This is a genomic window from Geobacillus sp. FSL W8-0026, from assembly GCF_037966255.1.
In the GTDB taxonomy this organism is placed as follows: Bacteria; Bacillota; Bacilli; order Bacillales; family Anoxybacillaceae; genus Geobacillus; species Geobacillus icigianus.
In genome coordinates, this window is the sequence record NZ_CP150194.1 from 2,127,010 (window position 1) to 2,149,650 (window position 22,641).

The following is a 22,641-nucleotide window of genomic DNA, read 5'->3' on the forward strand; positions in this document are numbered from 1 at the left end:
CAAAGAAAGGTACCGTCTGGCAAGTCCTTGTTGGGGTGATGAGCCAAAAAAGAAAAGGTGTGGATATGGGATCGTACGTTGTTGTCGGAGCTGGTATTTTAGGGGCGGCGACGGCTTACCACTTAGCCAAAGAAGGGGCGGCGGTCACGATCATCGACCGCCATGACAAAGGACAAGCGACCGATGCGGCGGCGGGGATCGTCTGCCCTTGGCTGTCGCAGCGCCGCAACCAAAAATGGTATCGGCTAGCGAAAAATGGGGCGGCGTTTTACCCTTCCCTTATCGAAGAGCTGCAATCTTATGGGGAAACAGAAACCGGTTATGCTCGTGTCGGTGCCCTCTGCTTGCATACCGATGAACAAAAGCTGGAACAGATGGCGGAGCGCGCGCGCAAACGGCGCGAAGAAGCACCAGAAATCGGGGACATCGTGCGACTTGGGCCGAACGAGGCGAAAAGGCTGTTTCCACCGTTAGCCGAAACATTCGATGCGATTTATGTCAGCGGAGCTGCCCGCGTCAACGGCCGGGCATTGCGCGACGCGCTCATCAACGCGGCCCGCAAGCTCGGCGCCGTCCACGTCCGCGCCAACGCTCGCCTGCTCCATCAAGGGGCACGCATCATTGGCGTCGACGCTGACGGTACGACCTATGCGGCTGAAGCCGTCATCGTCACAGCCGGCGTGTGGGCCTGCGAGCTGCTTCGCCCTCTCGGCATCGAGCTGCTCGTCACTCCGCAAAAAGGGCAGCTGATCCACTTGGAACATCCGAATCAGGACACTTCCGAGTGGCCGGTGGTCATGCCGCCGAACCATCACTATATGCTCGCTTTCCCAAAAGGGCGAATGGTGATCGGAACGACGCACGAAGACGAGGCAGGATGGGACGCCCGCCCTACGGCCGGAGGAATGCACGAATTGTTGAACCAAGCGCTTGCGCTTGCACCAGGCCTCTCCACGTTTACTTATGTCGAGACACGAGTCGGATTCCGACCGCGCACACCGGGCTTTCTCCCCGTCTTTGGGGCGCTTCCGGGGCTATCTGGACTGTATATCGGCAACGGACTAGGCTCGTCAGGCCTCACCGTCGGCCCTTATGTCGGCAAGGAACTGGCCAAACTTGTTCTCGGCCTGCCGACCGAACTCGACCCGAACGACTACGAAGTGTCGACCGCCATCGTGCCGAGCCGTCCCTGACCGGTTTGATCAGGAACATGCCGATCTGCCGGCGCTTGATCTGCTCGTGCTCTCACGGCCCGAAGCGCGGCCAACCGTTTCGGCCGACAAACCGCAGGGCAAAGCGAAGCGACGAAATTCAGCTTTGCCCTTCGTATTGTTTCAGCTGTTCTGTCAGCTTATAAAACAGCTCCATGTCCTTGCGATCCAGCGCTTGATCGATTTGCAGCTTCAAACGCGCGACTTCATGGCGCTTCAACGCCTCATCGAGCACCTGTCCTGCCGCTTTCGCCATTTTCTCATGGCGTTCATGCCGCCTCACATTTTCAAACGCTTGATGGTCAATCAATCGGAGATAAGAAACGTTTCGCAGCTTCCCCGGAAAGTGAAGCGTTACATAGAGCGGTTCATTTGGATGCAGCGCCAAATCGCCCATAATCGACGCTAGGCTCGTGCTTTTTTGGCCGCGCCGATAAAAGACTAGCCCTTCCTCCTCGACCTCGACCGCTGCACTGGAAACAACGAGCCACCGCGCCTGCCTTTGGTCCGTTTCGGTAAAATGCATATTCTCAAGCAAATGGGGGTGCTGCAGCAAATAACGAAGCACAAAGCGGGCGTCAGGATGCTTTAACCGATGCGTTTGCAAAAACGACGTCAAAAAACGGCGCTTTTCTAGCGGCGACACCCATCTCATCGCCCCACCCCTTTTCGATCAGCTATAATTAGAACGTAGTTTCGATCTCCATGTCCCGCCTCTATCACCTAACAAGCAGGCACGGTGACAAGAAGAACGAACAATCCCATGGAAAACGAAAAGGCAACTTATATATTCAAAATCAAATTATTTCCATATTCGTTGTAGCCGAAACCATTCTTGCAAGTATCCAAAAAATGAAACTGGAGACATAATCATTTGATAACAAAGAACAAACAATACAAATCCAACACGGTTTCGGCGAACCCGCAAACCCAGCATACGAAACACGTATCGTTGGTATCGATAAAGCGCGCCGTACGCTAACAAAGAGAGGGGAATTACCCATAATGTCATCGGTCCAACAATATAATAATAGCCGAACCAAGCCGCAATAAATCCCGGAAGCCAACATAACGTATAAACCGCATCCAAATAGGGAAGAACAAGATTGATCATAGTTAAATACTTGACAAACCCTTGTGGTTGCTGCCACGGTTTGACAGCTTTTAAAGCTTCAATCATTCCCCGGGCCCAACGCGCCCGCTGACGACAAAAATGGCGCCATGACGACGGAACATCTGTAAATGCCACTGCCTGAGGCTCAAAATAAATTTTCCATCCTCTCTCCAACAAGCGCCAAGAGAGAACGATATCTTCCCCAATCGCATTTGGCCATCCTCCCACAGTTCGGAGGCACTCCACCTTATACAAACTATACGCCCCTTGAGCAACTAGAGTCCCTTGATACAATCCTTGCATCCTTTTAATGGAAGCAATCCCTAGAAAATAGTCCCATTCTTGCATTTTGGTCAAAAGATTCTCCCGGCTGTTTCTCACTAACACAGCGCCAGCTACAGCACAAACATCCGCGGGGGCCGATTCCATTCTGGCAATCAAGTACCGGACGGCAGATCGATGAAGCAATGTATCGGCATCTAAAGTGATCACATAATCGGTACGGACGTGAGCAAGCCCGCGATTCAAGGCATGAAACTTTCCAAGCTCTTTTTCTTCTAAAATCTCTATAGGCAATTGACACTGATCAGCTGCTTCTTTCGCCACTTGAGCCGTTCCATCCGACGAATCATTATCGACGAGAAGAAGGTGGATATCACCGTTATAATCTTGCTTAGCAATATAAGCGATTGTATTGGCGATGCGCTTCGCTTCATTTCGAGCGGCAATCAAAATGGTTACCGGCCTTTTTGGGTCCTCGGTTTTAAAAGGTGGTTGGCGATCCAGCAACAAGCTGATGACAAAAAAAGCGGTCAAATAGCCTGGAATATAAGCCAATCCAGTGATCACCACCACAGCCAACGGAAAGCCAATAAGATTCTTTAAATCTTTCAACCACGGAATAGAAAGATAAATACTAATCCCCATCCATAACCAAGCTACCACATGACTAATAAGGAATTTATGTTTCACTGGAATGTATCGTTCCTTCTGTCGCTGTGGTTGCGGTTGAAGCGGACTTAACGGAATGTTCATATTTATATTTCCCCCCCCCTAATTACAACCTTTTATAAGCGTTAAAATAGCGAACACTGAAAAAAGCTGATGATTTTAAGGAAACAAGACGCTTATCAATCTCGTTTTTTCAATATAGAAAAGCCATGTTCGTATCCGAATCGCCTTTCAAACGATCCTCATCGCTCAAGAGAAACAACCGTTTTTCACCAGCCTTCTAAGAGGCTGGTGACTTAATCGCGATACGTGTTTATCATGTCATTTCTCAATTAGAAAAACCTTGTTGCATCGATCCTACTTCTCATGCGTTCTCCCATTGATGAAACGAATCAGCGGTTTTTTACCGCCCCCTGAGAATTGATGAAATAAGGGCGTCCCAATTCATGAGGAACACCCTTTCTAAGCCAAAAGTGAGTTTTTTTATTTCCCCACTCACGGGATTGTCGCCTGTCACGTTCTTTGCCTGCAAAAATCGCCTTATCTAACTGAACAGCTACGAATCTCCTGAAATCTTCTGATTCGTCTTTCTATTATTCTAGCTAATATGAGGAGTTCATCATCACCCGATCAGTTTACCATATACCCCGTTCTCGCTTCAAGCATTTAATGCGGCGAGAGTCAGTCAAGACTTCGTGGAGAACATTTTTTTGGTCTATTACGGGCGTTGTCAATCACCGGTTGATAGACCATTTTGAGGAATTGATATCGTAAGCGATTTCGGACTCTCATCCCTCATCTATATATGGTTTTTATACCCATTTTTTACATTCATAAACCATCCCGACGCGCCGACAGCCACTCCCGATCGTCCCGGATGCATCCCGGCATCGACTCGATCCGGCGGATCATTTCGGCCAACGACTCTTCTCTGGCTTCGTCCCCTAACGTACCGATGGCACTGTTTAGCTCCACGAGAAGCCCCTCCTCGTCTTGCTTCGCCAGCTTCTTCCGCACCTCCCGCCAACGCGGGTGGCCGGACAGACACTGACGAAGCTCCCGCGCCACATGGAACCGATCCAACTGAAAGCACGCCCGCTTTCCGAAATACTCCCAGCAGGCCGACCGCCGTTTCCTCGAGGCAAGGACGGATCGATTGGGCTCCATCAAAGCCCAGCTCGGCATCCAACAAGAAGGTATACGCCCCTGCCTGCCGATCATAGTAGTAGTTCCATCGGAACGTCACGTCTCCAAACAGCGTTTGGAGGGTGGTCGGCCGTTTGTCTTTCAGCTGATAGCGGCGCTTGTCCCTGGCTTCCGCCAGTTGTTGATCGATTTCCTCCAAAAGGGACGCCAACAAGGTGGCAAACACGTTTTGACGGGTTCTCAACAATGGTTCCTCCAGCTCTTTTCATAAAGGCCATTGTGTGGTAAGATGTTTCATGGACGCTCTCCCTCCTGTTTTCGGTTGGTGTCAACAATCACTATCATAGCAGGGAGAGAGTCCTTTTTGCATGAAATTCGCTTTTTTCCTACCGCGCTTTGCTTGGTGGCCCCGACGAGCGTCGCGAACAAAAGTTCGTAATCCTCATCAGGGATCCTTCCTGAACGTCACCCACAAATATTTTACTCACACATGCGGCGAGGGGGAATTTTTCCAAAAAAGCGAACTCCCCGCCACCTAGGCTTCGCTTAGAGGTGGAAGGCTTCAAGCGACTTTTGCGTGTTCACCGAACGGTCAGCCACACACAAGAGCCCTTTGTACTTTCCTTCGCTCCGCAGGCGTCCGTTCTACCAATAGATGACCACATCCGTCGGCGATCACCAACCGCCCTTCATCTCCTACACATCGGGCGTTGCCCTATACATTCCTTGAGGCAAGAGATTTCTGTCGGAAATGACCTTAAAAGACCGAGCCGGTCAACACCTAAGCTTGTCCATCCTTTAATCTTATCCTGCCTGAACAAAACTGTGATGATTCAATTCAAGTGCTTTGGCTGTAGACGCCTGCACTTGCCGCAGCAGCGGTTCATTGTTCATCAGCGATTGGCCGTAGGAAGGAATCATCTCCTTCACTTTCCGCCCCCACTCGCTCATCCGATCGGGGAAGCATTTTTCAATGACTTCCAGCATGACATGAACCGCCGTCGATGCGCCCGGCGATGCACCAAGCAGCGCCGCGATCGAACCGTCAGCCGCATGGACGACCTCGGTGCCGAACTGCAATGTCCCTTTGCCGCCGGATTCCGTGTCTTTGATCACTTGCACTCGTTGTCCGGCCACGATGATCTCCCACTCGTCGCTTTGCGCGGTCGGCACAAATTCGCGCAGCTCTTGCATGCGCTGTTCTTTGGACAACAGCACTTGCTGGATCAAATAGCTCGTCAAAGCCATATTTTTTACGCCCGCCGCTATCATCGTCAACACGTTATGCGGCTTGACCGAAGTAAACAGGTCGAGCATCGAGCCGTTTTTCAGAAACTTCGGCGAAAAACCGGCAAACGGCCCGAACAGCAACATCTTCTGATTGTCGATAAACCGTGTGTCCAAATGCGGAACCGACATCGGCGGCGCGCCGACTTTCGCTTTGCCGTACACTTTCGCGTGATGCTTTTCCACCACTTCCGGGTTGTTGCACACCATAAACAGCCCGCTGACCGGAAAGCCGCCAATGCCTTTTCCTTCTGGAATGCCGGACTTTTGCAACAAGTGAAGGCTGCCTCCCCCGGCCCCGATGAAAACGAACTTCGCTGCATGCCGTTCGACAACGCCGCTGTCTAAATTCCGCACTTTCAGCTCCCACAAACCATCACTTGTCCGTTTGATATCTTCCACATGGTGGCGGTAATGAATCTCCACGTTTTTCCGTTTTAAATGTTCAAACAGCTCACGCGTCAACGCTCCAAAGTTCACATCCGTCCCTGATTCAATTCGCGTCGCCGCCAGCGGCTCCGTCACTGTCCGATCTTCCATCATGAGCGGCACCCATTCGGCCAGCTTTTTCGGGTCATCGGAAAATTCCATGCCTTTAAACAGCGGATTGGCCGCCATCGTTTCATACCGCTTTTTCAAAAACGCCACATTGTCCGCGCCTTGCACGAAGCTCATGTGCGGCAGCGGGCGAATGAACGTTTTCGGATCGCGAAGCACTCCGCTGTTCACCAAATGAGCCCAAAACTGTAAGGAAACATAAAACTGTTCATTGATTTTAATGGCTTTGCTAATGTCGATCGACCCGTCCGGCTTCTCCACCGTATAGTTCAGTTCACAAAGCGCCGCATGCCCCGTCCCAGCGTTATTCCACTCATTTGAGCTTTCCACACCGGCTTCTTCCAACCTTTCAAACACCGTGATCTCCCACTCCGGCGCCAATTCCTTCAACAGCGTCCCCAATGTCGCACTCATAATGCCAGCGCCGATTAAGATCACATCAGTTTTTGCTTGTTTGTTGCCCATCATTACCATCCCTATCCATGAATAGTTGTAAAAGAGCATCGAGCGATCGCTCGAAATGATTCCACCGATACCCCTTTTATTTTTGAGGGCGATTCCGACATTTATTATAACACAATTGATTAATAGTATGTCACTATTATTGATTTGAACAAAAATATATTAATATAATTCAATGTACCGTTGCATATTCATGACATCAACACAGCCATCCCAACATCGCCCTTCATAATAATTTTACAAAATCGTTGAATATTTCGCCACCATCTCGAGAAAAAACGCAGAAATTTTTCAAGAAGGCTGATGAAAAACAAACGAAATCATTTTATAGCAGCAAAAAAGACGGCTCCATGCCGCCAAAGCGTCATATAAGCCATCTACACCCGAAACATTCCAAGGTGACATCCATCGTATTAGGCAATCGTTTTTTCAATTTCTCTAACAAATGGCTCGTGCGAAGTATTCTCTAAAAAATCTTCGAATATTTCATCAAGTTGCAAGTTGAGATCTTCATTGACCTCATTCCTGTCCTCGTCATAAATCTCAAAGTGGCTGTACTTCCATTGATCAAATGTTTCCCTAAGCAAGTCACAGTATGTCACCCAACGCTTTCCATAGTTAGACATATACGTCGGCACCCATTGATCAATGTAAACGTTGTTTAACAACTCATCTAACGGAGAACAATAAAATCGCGAGCCCTTACTTCTTCCCAGCGATCGGACAAGCTCGGCGAACTCTTCCTTCTTCATTTTCCTCACTTCACCGGAATAGTCATAGCTGATCTTGCCGTTGTATGGATTGATGAATGGTTCAGCGGTGTATATCCATTGGTGCGGTATATGCGTTTGAATCACTTCCATGAGCATTCGGGCAATGAGTTGCGGGATATCACGGAAATCCAATTTTTGTCTTCCTCCCTCACAAGAAGATGCGAAACAACACCTTCTTTCATCCCGCAATGGAAACCGTAGGATGAAAGGCGCCGAATTTCGTAATCAAGCAAGGCGCTTCCGCGGTCACGGTCTTCACAAACGCTGCGGCCCTTCGGCATCCTTAGGCCATACCGTCCATACGATGATCAATTGGCCGCTTGTCGTCACCAACCTTCTTATTCCCTTGGGCATCCCCTTGTTTTTTATTTCCCTACTCTTCAATCCCCGAACATCTTCCTCTAGAAGATCCACCAACCGAGCAATGTCTTCCACCGTCATTCCTTTGCGCTCCATGTTACGAATCAGCTGTTTCATTCCTTGTTGAATTCCACGTTCGATCCCTTCTTCCAACCCCTCCTTCCTTCCCTTTTGCTCATAGGAAATGATCAGCCCCAACATGTTCTCTTTTTCTTTCGTTTCCATCGCCTTTACTTCTCTTTACAGTTGTTGTTCTTCCTCCTCCGACAACTTCACATACGTTTCAAAAAAGCCCAAGAGCAGCCGCTGCCTCGCTTCATCCAGCTCCAATCGCACCAACATGCGCAAAAACTCTTTTTTCAACTCGACTTTCTCACTTTCAGTATACCCCATTTTGCCAAGCAGCGCAGCCGCAACGCAATCGGATTGTCATGCCGAATAGAATCCCACCAGTGTTTCTTGCGCAGCTCCATCGGGAAAAAGGGGAACTGCAACACCTCGCCAAAGGGAAACTCAATCGAAAACACGGACGGTTCATCACGGAGGGCATCATGGCTGAAGACGGCAACGAGAATAATGCGGATACGGTATTTTTCAAACAAACGGCTGAAATAGACAAACATGCGCTTCGGAAAGGACGACTGCACGTTGCTTTGATTCCCCACATGAACGATGATCAGTCCATCTTCCCCTTTCAGCTTCGTCTCGATCGACAGATCAACGCTGTATTTTTCTCCTGCGGTCACATCGGTGAACAGTTCTTCGGACAAAAAGGACAAATGGCGGAAATCGATATGCTCGTGCATGTCGGGGAAAAAGAGGAAGAAAAACTCTTCGAAGAACGTCTGGATCAGCTCTTTGAACAATCGGTCATGGTCAATGGCCATCCGATCACCTCACGATGAAGATGTTCACCAACTATCATTCGTGAGCACGAGGCGAAAATCCTGCATGTACGATATAAAAAATGAAGAGCCAGGAAAAAAGCTCTCCGTTTTGTGCTTGCTCCCCGTCATACAAACAGTATCGAACGCTCGTGTTACGAACGGAATGGTTGAAACGCCACACTTGATTAACCCAGCTATTTCTTGATTTCGGTTTGGCCTCGTTAAACACTTCGTCTGCCTTCTGTTGAAGCTGTTGCTTTGATGAAAAATGCCTTGGGTTTCCTAACTGCGCCCAGCCGATCGATGCGATGCCCTTTTCCAGCCAAAGCGGAATCAGTTCATTGCGGTCGCCCGCGCGGATCATCCACCATTTTGACATTCGGGTTCCTCCTTTTTGCAAAAAGAAATCGCTCCGCTTGTGAAGCAACCATTCTTCTAAAAACAGGAGCTGAAACAATGAGCATGTAGCTCCCCGCTGTAGACAATACGTTTAGGATGGGGCAAAACGAACAACCCGTATAACCTAAGCCCATCCATCGGTGTTCTTCACCTAATTACAAACTGTTTAATCGATTTCGTTCAATTTTGATCGTATGATCTTTCCCATCCAATACATCTGCGCGCTTGCTGCCGTAGAGGCGAAGCTTGGGAGAGCCTTTCACCGCTTTTATGGAAAGCCGCGGAGTTCCTCGAACTTGTTGTCTTTGCAGGTCGACACACTCGAGAAACTCATTCCAACGGACGATGGCAATCACTTGATTGGAGTCACTCGGCTGTTTCTGTGCGCAGACAAATGCAAACATGATTTCTTTTTCCTTGCTGTGTTCGAGATAAATCTTGTTAATTTCTGCAATCTCATGATCACTGAATACAAACGACCAAGTGAAATCTTTGGAGCCGGATGGATTCGTGTTGTATTTCGTGTACATAATATAGCTCGCTTTATTCGTCGTGACTTCATAAATTTGTCGGTTGTCATTTTCCTTTTCAAACAGCGCCGGCGCCAACCCGCCGTTGACCAGCGCGGAAAGAAGTGCTCCATAGTAATAATCCGCTTTACGAATCGTTGCCATCCCGTGACCCCTCCCTTTGTCATAGATAAAAAGATTCAGTTGATTTGATTGTATCAACTTTTGTAAAACGTTGCCGTCGAACTTTGTCGACCAATCAAAAAATACAAAAAGAGCGGTGCGGTGCTGCTCCCTTTTCTATACCGATGGCGAAGCGATGAAAACACATAACACTTCCGCTTTGAAACTCATTTTTTATCAACTCCTATTTCTCTAAGTGTGCAATACACTAGCGCCCTGTTGCTGCTCAGAAATGTGCTCTTGGATGTCTCAAAGATTTTGCATTCAACCGGGGCAATTCATAATGTAATGCTAAGACAAAACAGAAGCCCGCTTGGCTTCTGTTTTGTCCCCACCTTCAACGGCTTAAGGCTCGTAACATAAACCGCTCGACATCATTCTCCGGTCCGATGAATTCCACATCCGTTCCGATGTCTTGGAAGTGTTTGCGGGCGAAGGCTGTTTCATCTCATTCACAACGACTAACCGCCAAGACTGGAATTCGTTGCTCAGTATACTCAAATTTCATTAAAAAAATATTGGATCGAAGTATTCGCACTTAAGTGCTGCCCACGGCTGTGTGCACATGCGGCGAAACGAGCCTCCTCCCCCCCTGCCCCAGAGTGTACTTTTTACTGACCTTCTAGCGATCACAAATATATAAAAACAGTTGTCCCAATTCCCCTTCCTCTAACTTTCGGATTAGGCTGCCCAACTCCCTATAGAATGAAGGATAAATGCTGCTAATGCTTTCTATTTCGTATTGCAACGCTTCTTCAGATGATGCCGATTGTATCCCCGTTAGTAATTGCCTTTGCTTCTCGACAGGGTACCCTTTTTCGTTCATGAATATTAGTACATTCTTGATTTGTTGAATAAATAACGGCGAGCTCTCCGCCCATTCATCGATTCGTTTCCGCCAATCCCCATTTTGTATGCTAGAGTTTTCAGACGAATTCTTTTCAAACAGCTGTTTTAATGCATAATATAACTCCTTCACTTCCGCTTCTGAAAGGGTAACTCCCTTGCCCATTTTCGCATGTGAGGCATCCCAATCCCGTATATCATATTTCGGAGGATATCCGTTCCAGCTCACAAGATTTAGTTCCTTATTCCATCCTTTGGGCGAACTAGACAACGTCGCAATTCGTTTTTTGATTTCAAACTGAATCGTTGCCAAACAAACCACTCCCTTACTTGGAATATATACTTGAATCAAAGCCAAAGGCATCGTAATCTTCTTTATAGAAATTTCTTACAAAAGGACAAATACTTCTAAAGTTGCGGCCAGTATACATCAACTGCACTTCTTTTTTTGCACGAGTGATTGCGACATAAAGAACTTTCTTTTCATCATTGAGTATAGCTTCAAAATCTGCCTTGTAGCCGTCACTATTTTTATTGTCACCGGCTCGTTTATCCAACTCTTCAATCCTCTTTTTATTCGGATAATGATCACGGTCAAAATGAATCAAAAATACATAATCAAACTCAAGTCCTTTGACACTATATGCATCTGTAAACAAAATCGGCTTTTTTTGTTTGTTCAAGTCAAATCTTCTTCCATATTGGGATGAGGTGATGACATCAAAGTGTTTCTTTAATTCCATAAGAACCGAACATTGACTAATCGCATATGTATCTCCATCATGGCGGTGGATAACAGCAATTGTCGCATCCGGATCGTTTTTCTGAATCACTTTTACTTGGTTCACTAGATGACAACTCAGTTCTTTCGAGCTCGGGAAAAAGTAAATCGACGGTTTTTTTCCTTCCCTCACAAAACGTTGATCATCCAAACGGTCGTTTTCTGCATCAATGAACTCCAAACTGCTCGCCAGTTTCATGATTTGTTTTGTTGATCGGTAGTTTGTTCGCAAGTTTTTCGTTTTTCTCCCCTCGATGTGCAATCCTAAATCCCGATACGAGAACGGGCTTCGTTTGTAAATACGTTGCTTTGGATCGCCGGAGACAACAATTGATTTTTTGGCCAATCCGACCAAGGCCTTTAATTGCATCGCCTGCAAATCCTGAACTTCATCGACAAAAATATAGTCGTACTTCAATGAATCCGGAATATCGTCAAAATATTTCAGCAGCAACAAAGCATAATCTTCCAAATCTAAATGATCGTGAAACTGTTTTTTTAACATTTTCTCATATTCCTTATACAAATAGAAAATCGTTCGGCGCTGCTCTTTGGTTAATCGCGGGATGTTCCCCCTTCCCGCCCGTTCACAATGATAGTACGATTCTTCTGTGACAAAACCGTTCGCTTTCATCCAAAGAATTTCATCCATTAAAAACGTACCCGCATGGGTTTTATAAAGTTTTTGTTCCAGCGGCAGCTTTTTATATTCTTCGCTTTCCATAAACGTATCTACAAGCGCTATCGTACGGCGTGTAATGGCGTCCTCATAGCGCCGCAAGTTTTCAAGGTTGATCCGTAAAAACTCTGCATTGGGAAAACCAATTTCCCTTAAAATCCTCGCCGCCATATAGTGAAAAGTTTCCATATGCAATGTATGTTTATCTTTGATCTCATGAAACTTGCTTGACTGCTCGATTCGTTTTCTGGCATCTTCAACAAGCGTCGTATTAAACGAACAATATAAAATGCGCTTCGGTTCATTTTCCTGTTCCATGACTTTTAGTAACTTATAAATTAATGTCAGACTTTTACCGGTGCCTGCCGAACCGTTGATCAACATTTGGTCTTCGTCTTGCTGGACAACGGAAATTTGTTCAGGGCTTAGCGTAATATTAGGCAACAGACCATGGGCATCGAAGTAATTTTGCCAAGCTCGCGCTGATCGTCTGGCAAAGTCTAGACGTTTCTTACGGAGATCAGCTGTCGTTTGCATCGATGACATATTCACCGTCCTTACAAACATGCAGGAATGGACACATGCGGCAATGTTGTCCACTTCTTGCTTCGATTTCCTTTGTTTGAACACTTGCAAGAAATTCTTTTATATGCTCGTCAATTCGGAAGGTGTCATGGTCATATTGATATTTCGCTTTCCAATTTTTTGTGACCATATATTTGCTTCCTAAACGTTGAAGCCGCTTCATTGCCTTTGGATAATAAATATTTTGATATGATTTATACGTTCTTAGGCTGGAGCGATAGGTTGTATCCAACAAGTTCTGCTTGTGCGCGTTTGTCCATTGCGGAAATAAAGGGAATATGGTCTCCCGCACCAGCGCTTCTCCATCCCCTTGTTCAGCAAGAAGTTTGCCGATGATCGCAAAAGCTTGTTGTTGGTGAAAATCGTTTTCGTAAATCGGATGATGTTCAACAAACGCATTGAAAAAGAATTTTCGCTGACAAAAATCGCTGTCCAGCCATAGTAAATCAGGTATAGCCTGTAACGGTTCTTTCGTTATCTCTTCTTGGACAACAGTCTCTTCTTTCCATTTCCACTCATCAGGTTGCTCCTCTGCAACTTCTTCCGTTTGCTCATACAATTCCTGTAAGATAGTGAAATAAATGCTTGGTCCATCATGATCGTACAAATCTTTAATATAGCTAAAAGTAATTTGTCCCTTGCTATATGCTAGAAGATGATAAATGGAATATAGCGCAGTATTTCTCGTAACATTTCGTGAGTAATAATCGACTATAAGTGCATTTATTCGCATGATTCGATTCTCAGCAACAAATGAACGGCGAATGCATTCTTTCAACCAACTATATGTCAACAAGTGAGGCATTTCAGACTGTTTCCAAGGAAACGTTTGCAACGATAAGCCTGTTACGTGCATGTTATGTGCAATCAACGTTTTTCCAACCAACTGGTCAATGTTTACAATTTGTGGACTGCCTTGATCATCGTCTTCCTCATCTTCCTCTGTACCTAAGTGCAATGTAATAAATTGGTACAACTCTTCCATCGTAAACTCCCAGTCAGCAGGAATAGAAACGGAAAATAACTTTTCCATCTTTTGTTTAGCACTAGGTTCCCACTGGCCGCTCACAGCCACATAGATGTCGTTCAGTTCTTTAATATACACCCTGACATTTCTCTTTTCCCTTTCCCCCAATAGCAGACGGTTCACTTTTCGAGCCAAATCTTTTGTGCATTCAATCAACTGCTTGACAGTGATTTCGTATCGAGACTGATGCACATATGGAAAACAGCGAAACGGGTTGCTTAAATAGCGCTTCAGTCGGTGGCTCCCCGCCTGTTCCTTCGCAGTTTCATCAAATACGCGGCTGACTTCTTGAAGATCAACAAGCGCTTGCAGGCGTTCCATGATATCTCGAAAACTTTTCACGCCGTCCATATAACTGCGCAAATCAATCAGCAACGTCAATGCTTGCGTGCCGTTTACATGTCCAAACTGCACCCACCCTGACGTCATCATGTTGACGTAATCGTCATAAGTTAAGACAATGCCATCGTTTGTTTTTCTGCAGTTTTGCAAAGACAAGAAAAATTGTCCATAGCGGCTGGCGTAAAAATGATCATTTCTAGCGCAATTTGTGTATATGTTTAAATCCTTTTCAAATTTAGCCACCACTTCATGATGGTTTCTTACAATCGGATGTTTTTGCAAATACTCTTTAAATTCTGTCGGATGACCAAAAGTGAGAAAACGAACGTGGCGCAATGGATCTTCCTGATCTAGAAAACGATCGCCCAAATAGCGAGCAAATTTCGCGCCTCGGCGCGGCTGGGAATTCTCGACGCATTCCCAACGGCTATACTCGCTTCCGCTCACCCGCTCATAAATTTCACGCCATGTTTGATAAACATTTAGAGCATTGGAATTGAATGGAATATAAAATATGACATGCAATCCTATTTGTTGCAATTGATAAAACATCATCATCCGTACAGCATCAATGTAATCGAAATGATGAACACATACGGTATGAATGTCAGTATCAATATTCAATGTCTCCGCTATTTTTTTCTTGGTCAGATGTGCTCGTTCTTGCCGATAGCTGACGACGATAGGGTCATGTCTGAGCTGCTCGAACATGCCAATCAGAAATTTTTGTTCTTCCTTCAGCTGCATGCTCGGAAAGTCAAACAACCGTGTCATCCCCATTTCGATTAAAAAACGGAGAGATAAATAAAAATCGCGAACCTTCTTCTCTAAATAGTCCATCGATTCTTCCGAAGCATGTTGATGAATGTATTGGCGTATCATCGACCGCAAATAGATTTCAGTATGTGGATGATTCCAATTAGGAAACAGCTTCCTTACAAACGAATGATATGCCAGTACTTGGCTTTTCGATGCCCCGGTGACACTTCTCAAATACTGTGCCAAAGCAGTACTTTGCGTAAGATGGATTTCGCCTTCGCGGATTCTGAACCGTTCGTAAAAATGTGTTGTGTGCTGGTAGTACTTGACTTCAAACAACCAACATCTCCCCGCTTTCTAACAAGTCACTCCAACACTGCGCTTGATATGGATTCATTGGGGAAGAGCTGTTTACATAAACCGCCTTTCGCGCCCGCGTCAACGCTACGTACAGCAGTCGAGCTTCTTCGCCGATCAATTCTTTCTTTTCTGATCCGGCGTATTCATTGTAATAATTATTTTCAAACTCCATATCACCCCAATGAATGCTATATCCGAGTTTCCACTGCGCTCGATCGGAAATTAACATCACATCCGTTTTCCCTTGCTTAATAAACGAATGACGCGTCAAGGGCATGAGCACATAGTCAAACTCCAATCCTTTTGCCTTGTGGACGGTCATCACTTTGATCCGGTGATTGACCCCCCTCGTTATTTTCAGCTCATTCTCCGAAGTATCTGTTGCCATTTTGATTGCTAAAAATTTCTCCAGATCATAGAAAGATGCGTGAAAATCGCCAAATTCCTTTTTGATGAAAAAAATAAGGCGGTCCAAGTTCATTTTGTATTCCTTCATTTTCGCAATGGCTTCTTTCCGATGCATCTCCACATCTCCATCAGGAAACCGGGACCTCAACTGGTTGTAGTAGCGCAGCCGAAAGACTTCATGCGGCCGAACTTCATCAATGATGTTTTGCAACACAGCAAGGGCGGATGACGTGTTCCATTGGCATTCCCACCGTTCCATATTGTCAAATGTCTGCAATAGATCAAGAATAAAAGACGTTTCCGGCGTATAAGCTGATAACACTTTGGCGATAGTCAGTTCATTCTCTCCGTAAGAGCTTTGGTGAAAGAGATAACGATCCTTCGGAACATACGGGTGGGTAAACCTCCGGATCAACAGGTAAAATTCCCTTACTGGAAATGAACGGTAAAACGTTCCGGACACAGCTGCTTCACAAAAGAACCCCATATTCTCAATTTTATCCACCATTTCTAGCACTTCACGATTTGAGCGGACTAAGACGACAACATGTTCACGATACAAACGGCGAAGCAAAAATTTTAGAGTGGCATCATCTATATCTAACGCAACTAAACCTTCTCCATAGCTTTTCTCTTGTGCCGGAATCAGTTTGTCCGTATCATCAAATGGAAACTTTTCAACAGTTTTTGTCCATTTCTGAAATAAAGCATTCAGTTGTGTTAATAATGTTGGTGATGATCGGTAATTCTTTTGCAACGAATACTCTTTATACAGGTGATTCGCTGTTTCCATGTGTTGTTGTAATTGAAGAAACGCCGTATAGTCCGCCCCCCGGAACCGATAAATGCTTTGCTTCACATCCCCAACCACAAACAACTGACAACCATACTTCTCTGCCAACCAACTGATGAATGCTGTCTGTGATTCATCCGTATCCTGGAATTCATCGACAAATAAATAACGGATCGGCAAATCGAGTTGATCGGAAGAAAGATTCTTAAGCGACGCTAGACGGCTGATTAAATCACTAATTTGTAACGTTTCCTCCGTCTTTTTCTGTTCATCAAGCTCCCGAATAACACGTTTCATGACATAATCGGCAAATTCATGAAACCCACAGCTGTCTGTCCCGAAATCAAGCTGCCCAATCGCTTCAACAGAAAGAGATTTGTTATGCAACTGCTCGATCATAACGATAAAAGAACGAATGATTTGATAGTGGGGAATATGCCGAAAACGTTCGTATACCTCTGGGCATTCAACCGAGAACTGGTCAATATACTTTTCGATCAGCCGTCTCCGCTCATGTTTGTAACTCCTTACTTCCATCGACCGCGAAAAACCTAGCGTTTGCCCTTCTGTCACGAGAAACTCCCTAGCAAACGAGTGAATGGTGCCGATAAACATCCGTCCTGCTTCTTCCATCCACTCTAAATATTTTTTATCCTTCGTCAAATCGTAATAGTTTTTTATCTTTTCTAACAACTTTGAACGCATATTGGAAGCAGCTTCGTTTGTGAACGTGATCATGACAACTGAACGTAAATCGAGATCCCCTTGCATATGCTTGAGAAACATGATCCGGTTGATCACCGTCGTCGTTTTTCCCGTCCCTGCTCCTGCCTTCACAATATAATGCCCGCGGCTATAGGCATGTTCGAGTTCATACTGTCCTTTATTAAAAGCACTGTTTTGATCAAGATAATCCAATAATTGAGAGTCATTAACTTTGCCATCTTCAATCACTGCCCATACCCGTTCCCATTCTGGTGCATAGCGAACAATAGAAACTTGGAGCAATTCTTTCTTATGCGCTTCATGCAAAATCGGATCCTCTAATAATTCTTGCGGATCATCAAACGCAAGCAAATACACCTTGCGGCCGCTTTGGATATATTGCCGAAGTTCGCTTGCTCGTATTTGCCGAATATCAGATGAAAATAGCAGGGTAACTATTCAGCCACATCATAAAGTGAGCTGAATATTTTTTGCTTTTCCTGTCCATGATGTGAATATTGATAGACAAGGAGGTGAATCGCATGTTGACGGTACAACAAGCTGTATTTACAGTTGAAAGCTTAATCAGCAAAGCCCAACAACAAAAGCAGCTCATTACTCACCAACAACAAGTCATTGAGCAACTGTTGAAAGAAAACAAACAGCTACGCAAAGAAAATGAACAACTGAAGTACCGTGTTCAAGAGCTGGAAGCACGCACGAAAAAAAACAGCTCCAATAGCCATTTGCCCCCATCTTCTGACCGTTTTGAGAAAAAGCGTTCCTCCCGCGAGCCGTCTGGCAAAAAGCTTGGTGGGCAAGAGGGACATGAGGGGAAGACGCTCCGTCAAGTGGAACATCCACATCATCGTGTCGTCCACCGTGTGCATACGTGTCAAGGATGTGGAGCTTCTTTGCGTGAAGTCAAACCGTTCAAAGTCGATATCCGTCAAGTGTTTGATGTCCCTCCTGTGGCGATCGAGGTGACACAACATGAACGTGAAGTGAAATCGTGTCCACATTGTCGATGCGTGCAACAAGCCGAATTCCCATCCCATGTCACGAATCATGTGCAATACGGTCCACGGCTCACGGCGCTCGTTGTTTATTTACATCATATCCAATTGATCCCGTACAAGCGTTTAAGTGATACAATCGAAGCGTTATATCAACACTCGATTAGTACGGGAACTCTTGCCAATATGGTGAAACGAGGACGCGAATCGTTGGAATCCAATATGGACATCATCGAAGACGCCTTACTTGAATCCAACATCCTGCATGTCGATGAAACGAGTTTGCGCATCAATGGGAAACTCGCATGGGTGCATGTCGCGTGTACATCGAGATATACATACTTGGCTCCTCACGCTTCTCGTGGAAAAAAAGCGACCGATGATATCGGGATTCTTCCCCGATATGAAGGGACGATGATGCACGATGCGTTCGGTACGTATCCGAAATACACACATGCCACCCATGCCCTTTGTCATGCCCACCATTTGCGTGAGTTAAAAGGATTCATCGAACAGGGGCATACGTGGGCGATGCGCATGACCACGTTTCTGTTAGCCGCCAAGCAAGCCGTCGAAGCCCATCACGGTGCACTTTCCGAAGAAGAAGCGAGACGGTGGGAACGAGTGTATGATCGCATCCTAGAAAGAGCACAACACCGATTAGAAACGATGACGCCTCTTCCGAAAAAAGCACTCGCTTTTGTTCGACGCCTTCAAAAACGAAAGGAAGAAGCGCTGCGTTTCTTACGTGAAGTACATGTTCCCTTTGATAACAACCAAGCCGAACGCGATCTTCGCATGGTCAAAGTCAAAGAGAACATTTCGGGTACGTTTCGCGAAGAAACATTCGCGCAGTCGTTTTGCATCGCAAGAAGCATCGTTTCCACACTGACGAAACACGAAAAAAACGTGTGGGATTCGTTATGTCTTCTGTTGGCAGGCGAAACGATCGATCGAGTTCTTTCCGCTACCTAGGGCATTTTCTATGACCGAAATGCCCTATTTGTGCTGGGCTTTTTTATACACTAGCACTGGGGTGAATAGTTACATAGCAGGACAGAATATTTGGCCTCATTCATTGGTATACACTCCTATAATATTTATATACAGTAACTTACATCCCTATTTTATACTAAAATAGCGGTTTAGTTACAGAATTTATACGCTAGTGCACCTGTTCTGAACAATGGCCAGGTGAATCAATCGCCCCTCAGTTCCCCTGACACATAAGAAAACGAGAGGCGACTAAAACAAATAAAAATTTTCCCAACAGAACTGGCTTTCAAAAGCTCGATGCTAGAACGAAAAAGGTTGTAAAAAATCGTAATGCTTGCTTATAGTGAAATCTACACCTGTTAGTAGCCGACCGCATAACTTTTATGCCCCATTCATCAAATAGACCATTTATTGCATGATCACGCATTCATTGGCCAGTCTTTATATTGTTGCTCGGCTTGTTCCATGAATTTGTTTGTTAAGAATTGTAATTGTTGCCCCGTAATTTTTTCCTTCATGAGCACTTGCTTGACGGCTAATTTCACTTTAGCGTAAACATCTCGACGGTGAGGACTTGTCCAGTCTACGGCTAATTGTTTCTTTAAGGCTTTGACCACCTTATGGATTAAACTAGCAAGAAACTCGTTTGAGAACGCTTCCTGCTCCATAGCAGTGATCGCTTTGTAAAATTCAATTTCTTCCTCTGACAGTCCTAAGTCATGTCGCTTGCGCATTTCCTCCTCCATCTCTTTGCGCATGTTAATCATAACCCTGACCACATCGGCAGCCTGAATAACCCGATTATGGTAATCTTTTAGCGTTTTCTCTAGAAGTTCGCTTAACGCCTTTGACTGTGGGCTTCCTTGGCTAAATGTCACTTTGATTTGGTCCTCTAAAAGTTTTTTCAGCAACTTTAAGCGCAAGTCTACATGCTCTTTTTTTGTTAAATCTGCCAAGAACGCATCGTCCAATATGCTGATATCTGGGCGTTCAATTCCTGCTATTTGGAAAATGTCGACGGTTTCTTTTGCTAACAGACTGTTATCAATGAGTTCTGATAATCGCTCTTCTAATGTTTTATTTTCACTCGGTTTTTCAATTGGTGGCCGCAAATGTTTGCGAAGTTGTGCTTTCATCATTAAATAGAGCATGACTTCATCTGCAAGTTCAAGCACTTCCGGTTGATGTTTCACCAACTGATACGATTTTTCTAGTCTGGTGGCTGCTTGGATATATTCCTCGGGATCTCGGTTTAAAAGAATGTTAACAAGATCTGCAATGAAGTCCTCGCGCTCTATCTTTGGTTTTGCCCGCCAGTTTTGCACATCAATCTCACTTGGAATAAATCCTCTTACTGTCTTCAGATGATCCATGAAGATATTAACGGCCTCTGAAATATCATAAGTAGGACTTCCCGTGCCGCCACTTTGCGTATATTTATGAGTTGCTTCTTTTAGTGAAGTAGCGATTCCAATATAATCAACGACGACTCCGCCTTCTTTTCCCGGAAACACGCGGTTTACACGGGCAATGGCTTGCATAAGATTGTGTCCCCTCATTGGCTTATCGACATAAAGGTAAGAAAGCGGTTTTGCGTCCATTCCTGTTAACCACATATCGACGACAATGACAAATTTCAAAGGATCTTCTGGATCACGAAGTTTGGCTTTCACTTCTTCTTGCTCTTTTTTCGATTTAATATGCGCATATTTGCTTCCCGGCTGGACTTCGCGCCACTCTTTAGGGTCCTTTGATACATCCCCTGTCATAATCACTTCAACAGGAGGGCATTCCGGAATTTCTCTTAGATAATTATACAAATCAACCGCAATGCGTCGGCTCATACAGACAATCATTGCTTTTTGAAACGGATTGGCGACTTGGTTAAAATGTGATACGATATCTTTGGCTAAACGACGGAGCCGTTTTGGGGTACCGACGACTTTTTCCAGAGCGGCCCATTTTCTTTTATAGTTCTCTGACTCTTCATCGTCTCCCCCAGCCTCTATGATAATTTTCTTGTATTTTTCATCAATGTCCTCAGCAGATAAATCAAGCGGAATTAGGCGGCTCTCATAGTAAATGGGCAATGTCGCTTTGTCTTCGACCGCCTGAGCCATATCGTAGCGGTGGATAATATGTCCGAAAATTTCTTCTGTATTGTTATCAACAAAATCGACCGGAGTTCCCGTAAATCCAATATAGGAAGCGTTCGGTAAAGCATAACGCAATTGAGCAGCAAATCCACCTGCAAAACCGGCTTGGGTGCGGTGTGCTTCATCAGCAATCACAACAATGTTTCGTCTTTCCGATAAAACCGGATGCTTAGTTTCTCCTTCTTTCTTACGGAACTTTTCAATGGTAGAGAAAATGATTTGTCCGGCTTCCCCTCTCAGTAATGTCCGCAACTGTTCGGTACTTTCCGCGTGATGCACATTGCCGATGTATGATTTCCCTTGCACAAACGTATCATGCAACTGTTCGTCTAAGTCATTGCGATCCACTTGAATGACAATAGATGGGTTTTCCATTTCAGGATGGCGCGATAAAATTCCTGCGAAAAATAACATGCTTAGCGATTTACCCGAACCCGTTGTATGATACATAACTCCGATTTTCCGGTCTCCGTCAGGTCGCGTCGCACGTATCGCTTCATTGACAGCAAAGTTTACGCCAAAAAATTGGTGATATTTCGCGCCAACTTTTGTAATTTTACTTCCTTCCTCTAAAAAGACAATGAAATTACGAATATAATTTAGTAGACGATCTTTCGGGAATAATCCTTCAATCAGCGTGCGCATCGTATTGGCGCGGTTGTTATCGACATTTCGTCCATCAATCGATTTCCATGAGGCAAAGAAATCGTAATCGGCAAACGGCATTCCATGCTTCGTTTCCACGTTATCGGAAATGACAACAAAAGCGTTGTAGTTAAATAATTGCGAGATATCATACGTATAGTTTTGAATTTGGGTATATGCATCATAAACAGTCGCCTGCTCGTTGTTTGGATTTTTTAACTCAAATACAATCAGCGGCAAACCATTAATGTATATAACGATATCTGGCCGGCGGGACATGCGCCCTTCAATCGGCAATTGATTGACCACTAAAAAGTCATTGTTCTCCGGATGTTCCCAGTCAATCGGGAAAACATGAGGTGTGTATGTTTCTTCGTTTACCTCATAAGAGAACTCAAGTCCTTTCGTCAACATTTTGTGGAAATGCATATTCCGGTTAATCAGTTTTACACCATCTGGCGCTGTTAGTACTTGAGCAAGTCTTTTTATTTCATGTTCGGGTATGGTCGGATAAGCCTTCTTTAAGAAGGCTTCCAACCGACCGTATAGAACTACCTCGTGAAGACTGTCCCGCTCTCCGCGCTGAAACAATTCCTGCGCATGAAGATAGTCATAACCTAACCGCTTTAAACGTTCAATCGTTGTTTCTTCAAATTCCGTTTCACCTAGAGGTCTCGTCATGTTGCTTGCACCTCCTAGTTGA

The 22,641-nt window shown here is 45.2% G+C and carries 11 protein-coding genes and 4 pseudogenes; 2 read left to right on the forward strand and 13 right to left on the reverse strand.

From position 1 onward, the window contains the following. Nucleotides 1–65: 65 nt before the first annotated feature. On the forward strand, nt 66–1,193 hold the full coding sequence (locus NST29_RS10665; protein ID WP_033021276.1) for an FAD-binding oxidoreductase: 1,128 nt from the start codon (nt 66–68) through the stop codon (nt 1,191–1,193). Nucleotides 1,194–1,311: 118 nt separating this feature from the next. Here NST29_RS10665 and NST29_RS10670 read toward each other — a convergent pair whose 3' ends face one another. From NST29_RS10670 to NST29_RS10725, 12 genes and pseudogenes are all read right to left on the reverse strand, one after another. Continuing rightward, nucleotides 1,312–1,866 carry a YpiB family protein gene (locus NST29_RS10670; protein ID WP_033021277.1) on the reverse strand — a complete coding sequence of 185 codons (555 nt, stop codon included), beginning with the start codon at nt 1,864–1,866 and terminating at the stop codon, nt 1,312–1,314. A 147-nt stretch (nt 1,867–2,013) separates the two neighbouring features. After that, nucleotides 2,014–3,360, reverse strand: a complete 1,347-nt coding sequence (locus tag NST29_RS10675; RefSeq protein WP_033021279.1) for a glycosyltransferase — start codon at nt 3,358–3,360, stop codon at nt 2,014–2,016. Between the two features lie 768 nt (nt 3,361–4,128). Continuing rightward, nucleotides 4,129–4,681: pseudogene (locus NST29_RS10680) on the reverse strand (UPF0236 family protein); the annotation flags it as partial. A 545-nt stretch (nt 4,682–5,226) separates the two neighbouring features. Beyond that, nucleotides 5,227–6,732 carry a malate:quinone oxidoreductase gene (locus NST29_RS10685; protein ID WP_033021282.1) on the reverse strand — a complete coding sequence of 502 codons (1,506 nt, stop codon included), beginning with the start codon at nt 6,730–6,732 and terminating at the stop codon, nt 5,227–5,229. 410 nt (nt 6,733–7,142) lie between these two features. Continuing rightward, nucleotides 7,143–7,634 carry a hypothetical protein gene (locus NST29_RS10690; RefSeq protein WP_033021283.1) on the reverse strand — a complete coding sequence of 164 codons (492 nt, stop codon included), beginning with the start codon at nt 7,632–7,634 and terminating at the stop codon, nt 7,143–7,145. Nucleotides 7,635–7,883: 249 nt separating this feature from the next. Then, a pseudogene (locus tag NST29_RS10695) lies at nt 7,884–8,749 on the reverse strand (Rpn family recombination-promoting nuclease/putative transposase); the annotation flags it as partial. Nucleotides 8,750–8,903: 154 nt separating this feature from the next. Beyond that, nucleotides 8,904–9,128: pseudogene (locus NST29_RS10700) on the reverse strand (restriction endonuclease); the annotation flags it as partial. A gap of 175 nt (nt 9,129–9,303) precedes the next feature. Further along, entirely contained in the window at nt 9,304–9,822 is a 519-nt protein-coding gene (locus NST29_RS10705; protein WP_033021287.1) for a hypothetical protein, read from the reverse strand. 991 nt (nt 9,823–10,813) lie between these two features. Continuing rightward, nucleotides 10,814–10,999: pseudogene (locus tag NST29_RS10710) on the reverse strand (PC4/YdbC family ssDNA-binding protein); the annotation flags it as partial. Nucleotides 11,000–11,012: 13 nt separating this feature from the next. Beyond that, entirely contained in the window at nt 11,013–12,692 is a 1,680-nt protein-coding gene (locus tag NST29_RS10715; RefSeq protein WP_231559822.1) for a UvrD-helicase domain-containing protein, read from the reverse strand. Continuing rightward, entirely contained in the window at nt 12,667–15,198 is a 2,532-nt protein-coding gene (locus NST29_RS10720) for a PD-(D/E)XK nuclease family protein (protein WP_235207624.1), read from the reverse strand. Before NST29_RS10720 ends, NST29_RS10715 begins: the two co-directional genes overlap by 26 nt. Next, nucleotides 15,191–17,503 carry an ATP-dependent helicase gene (locus tag NST29_RS10725; RefSeq protein WP_339232145.1) on the reverse strand — a complete coding sequence of 771 codons (2,313 nt, stop codon included), beginning with the start codon at nt 17,501–17,503 and terminating at the stop codon, nt 15,191–15,193. The genes NST29_RS10720 and NST29_RS10725 overlap by 8 nt, the downstream gene beginning before the upstream one ends. Nucleotides 17,504–17,667: 164 nt before the next feature. On the opposite strand from NST29_RS10725, the gene NST29_RS10730 reads away from it, so the two are divergent. Next, entirely contained in the window at nt 17,668–19,116 is a 1,449-nt protein-coding gene (locus NST29_RS10730) for an IS66-like element ISGst1 family transposase (RefSeq protein ID WP_033019592.1), read from the forward strand. 440 nt (nt 19,117–19,556) lie between these two features. On the opposite strand, the gene NST29_RS10735 is transcribed toward NST29_RS10730, so the two are convergent. Continuing rightward, nucleotides 19,557–22,619, reverse strand: a complete 3,063-nt coding sequence (locus NST29_RS10735) for a type I restriction endonuclease subunit R (RefSeq protein ID WP_033021297.1) — start codon at nt 22,617–22,619, stop codon at nt 19,557–19,559. Between the last annotated feature and the right edge of the window lie 22 nt (nt 22,620–22,641).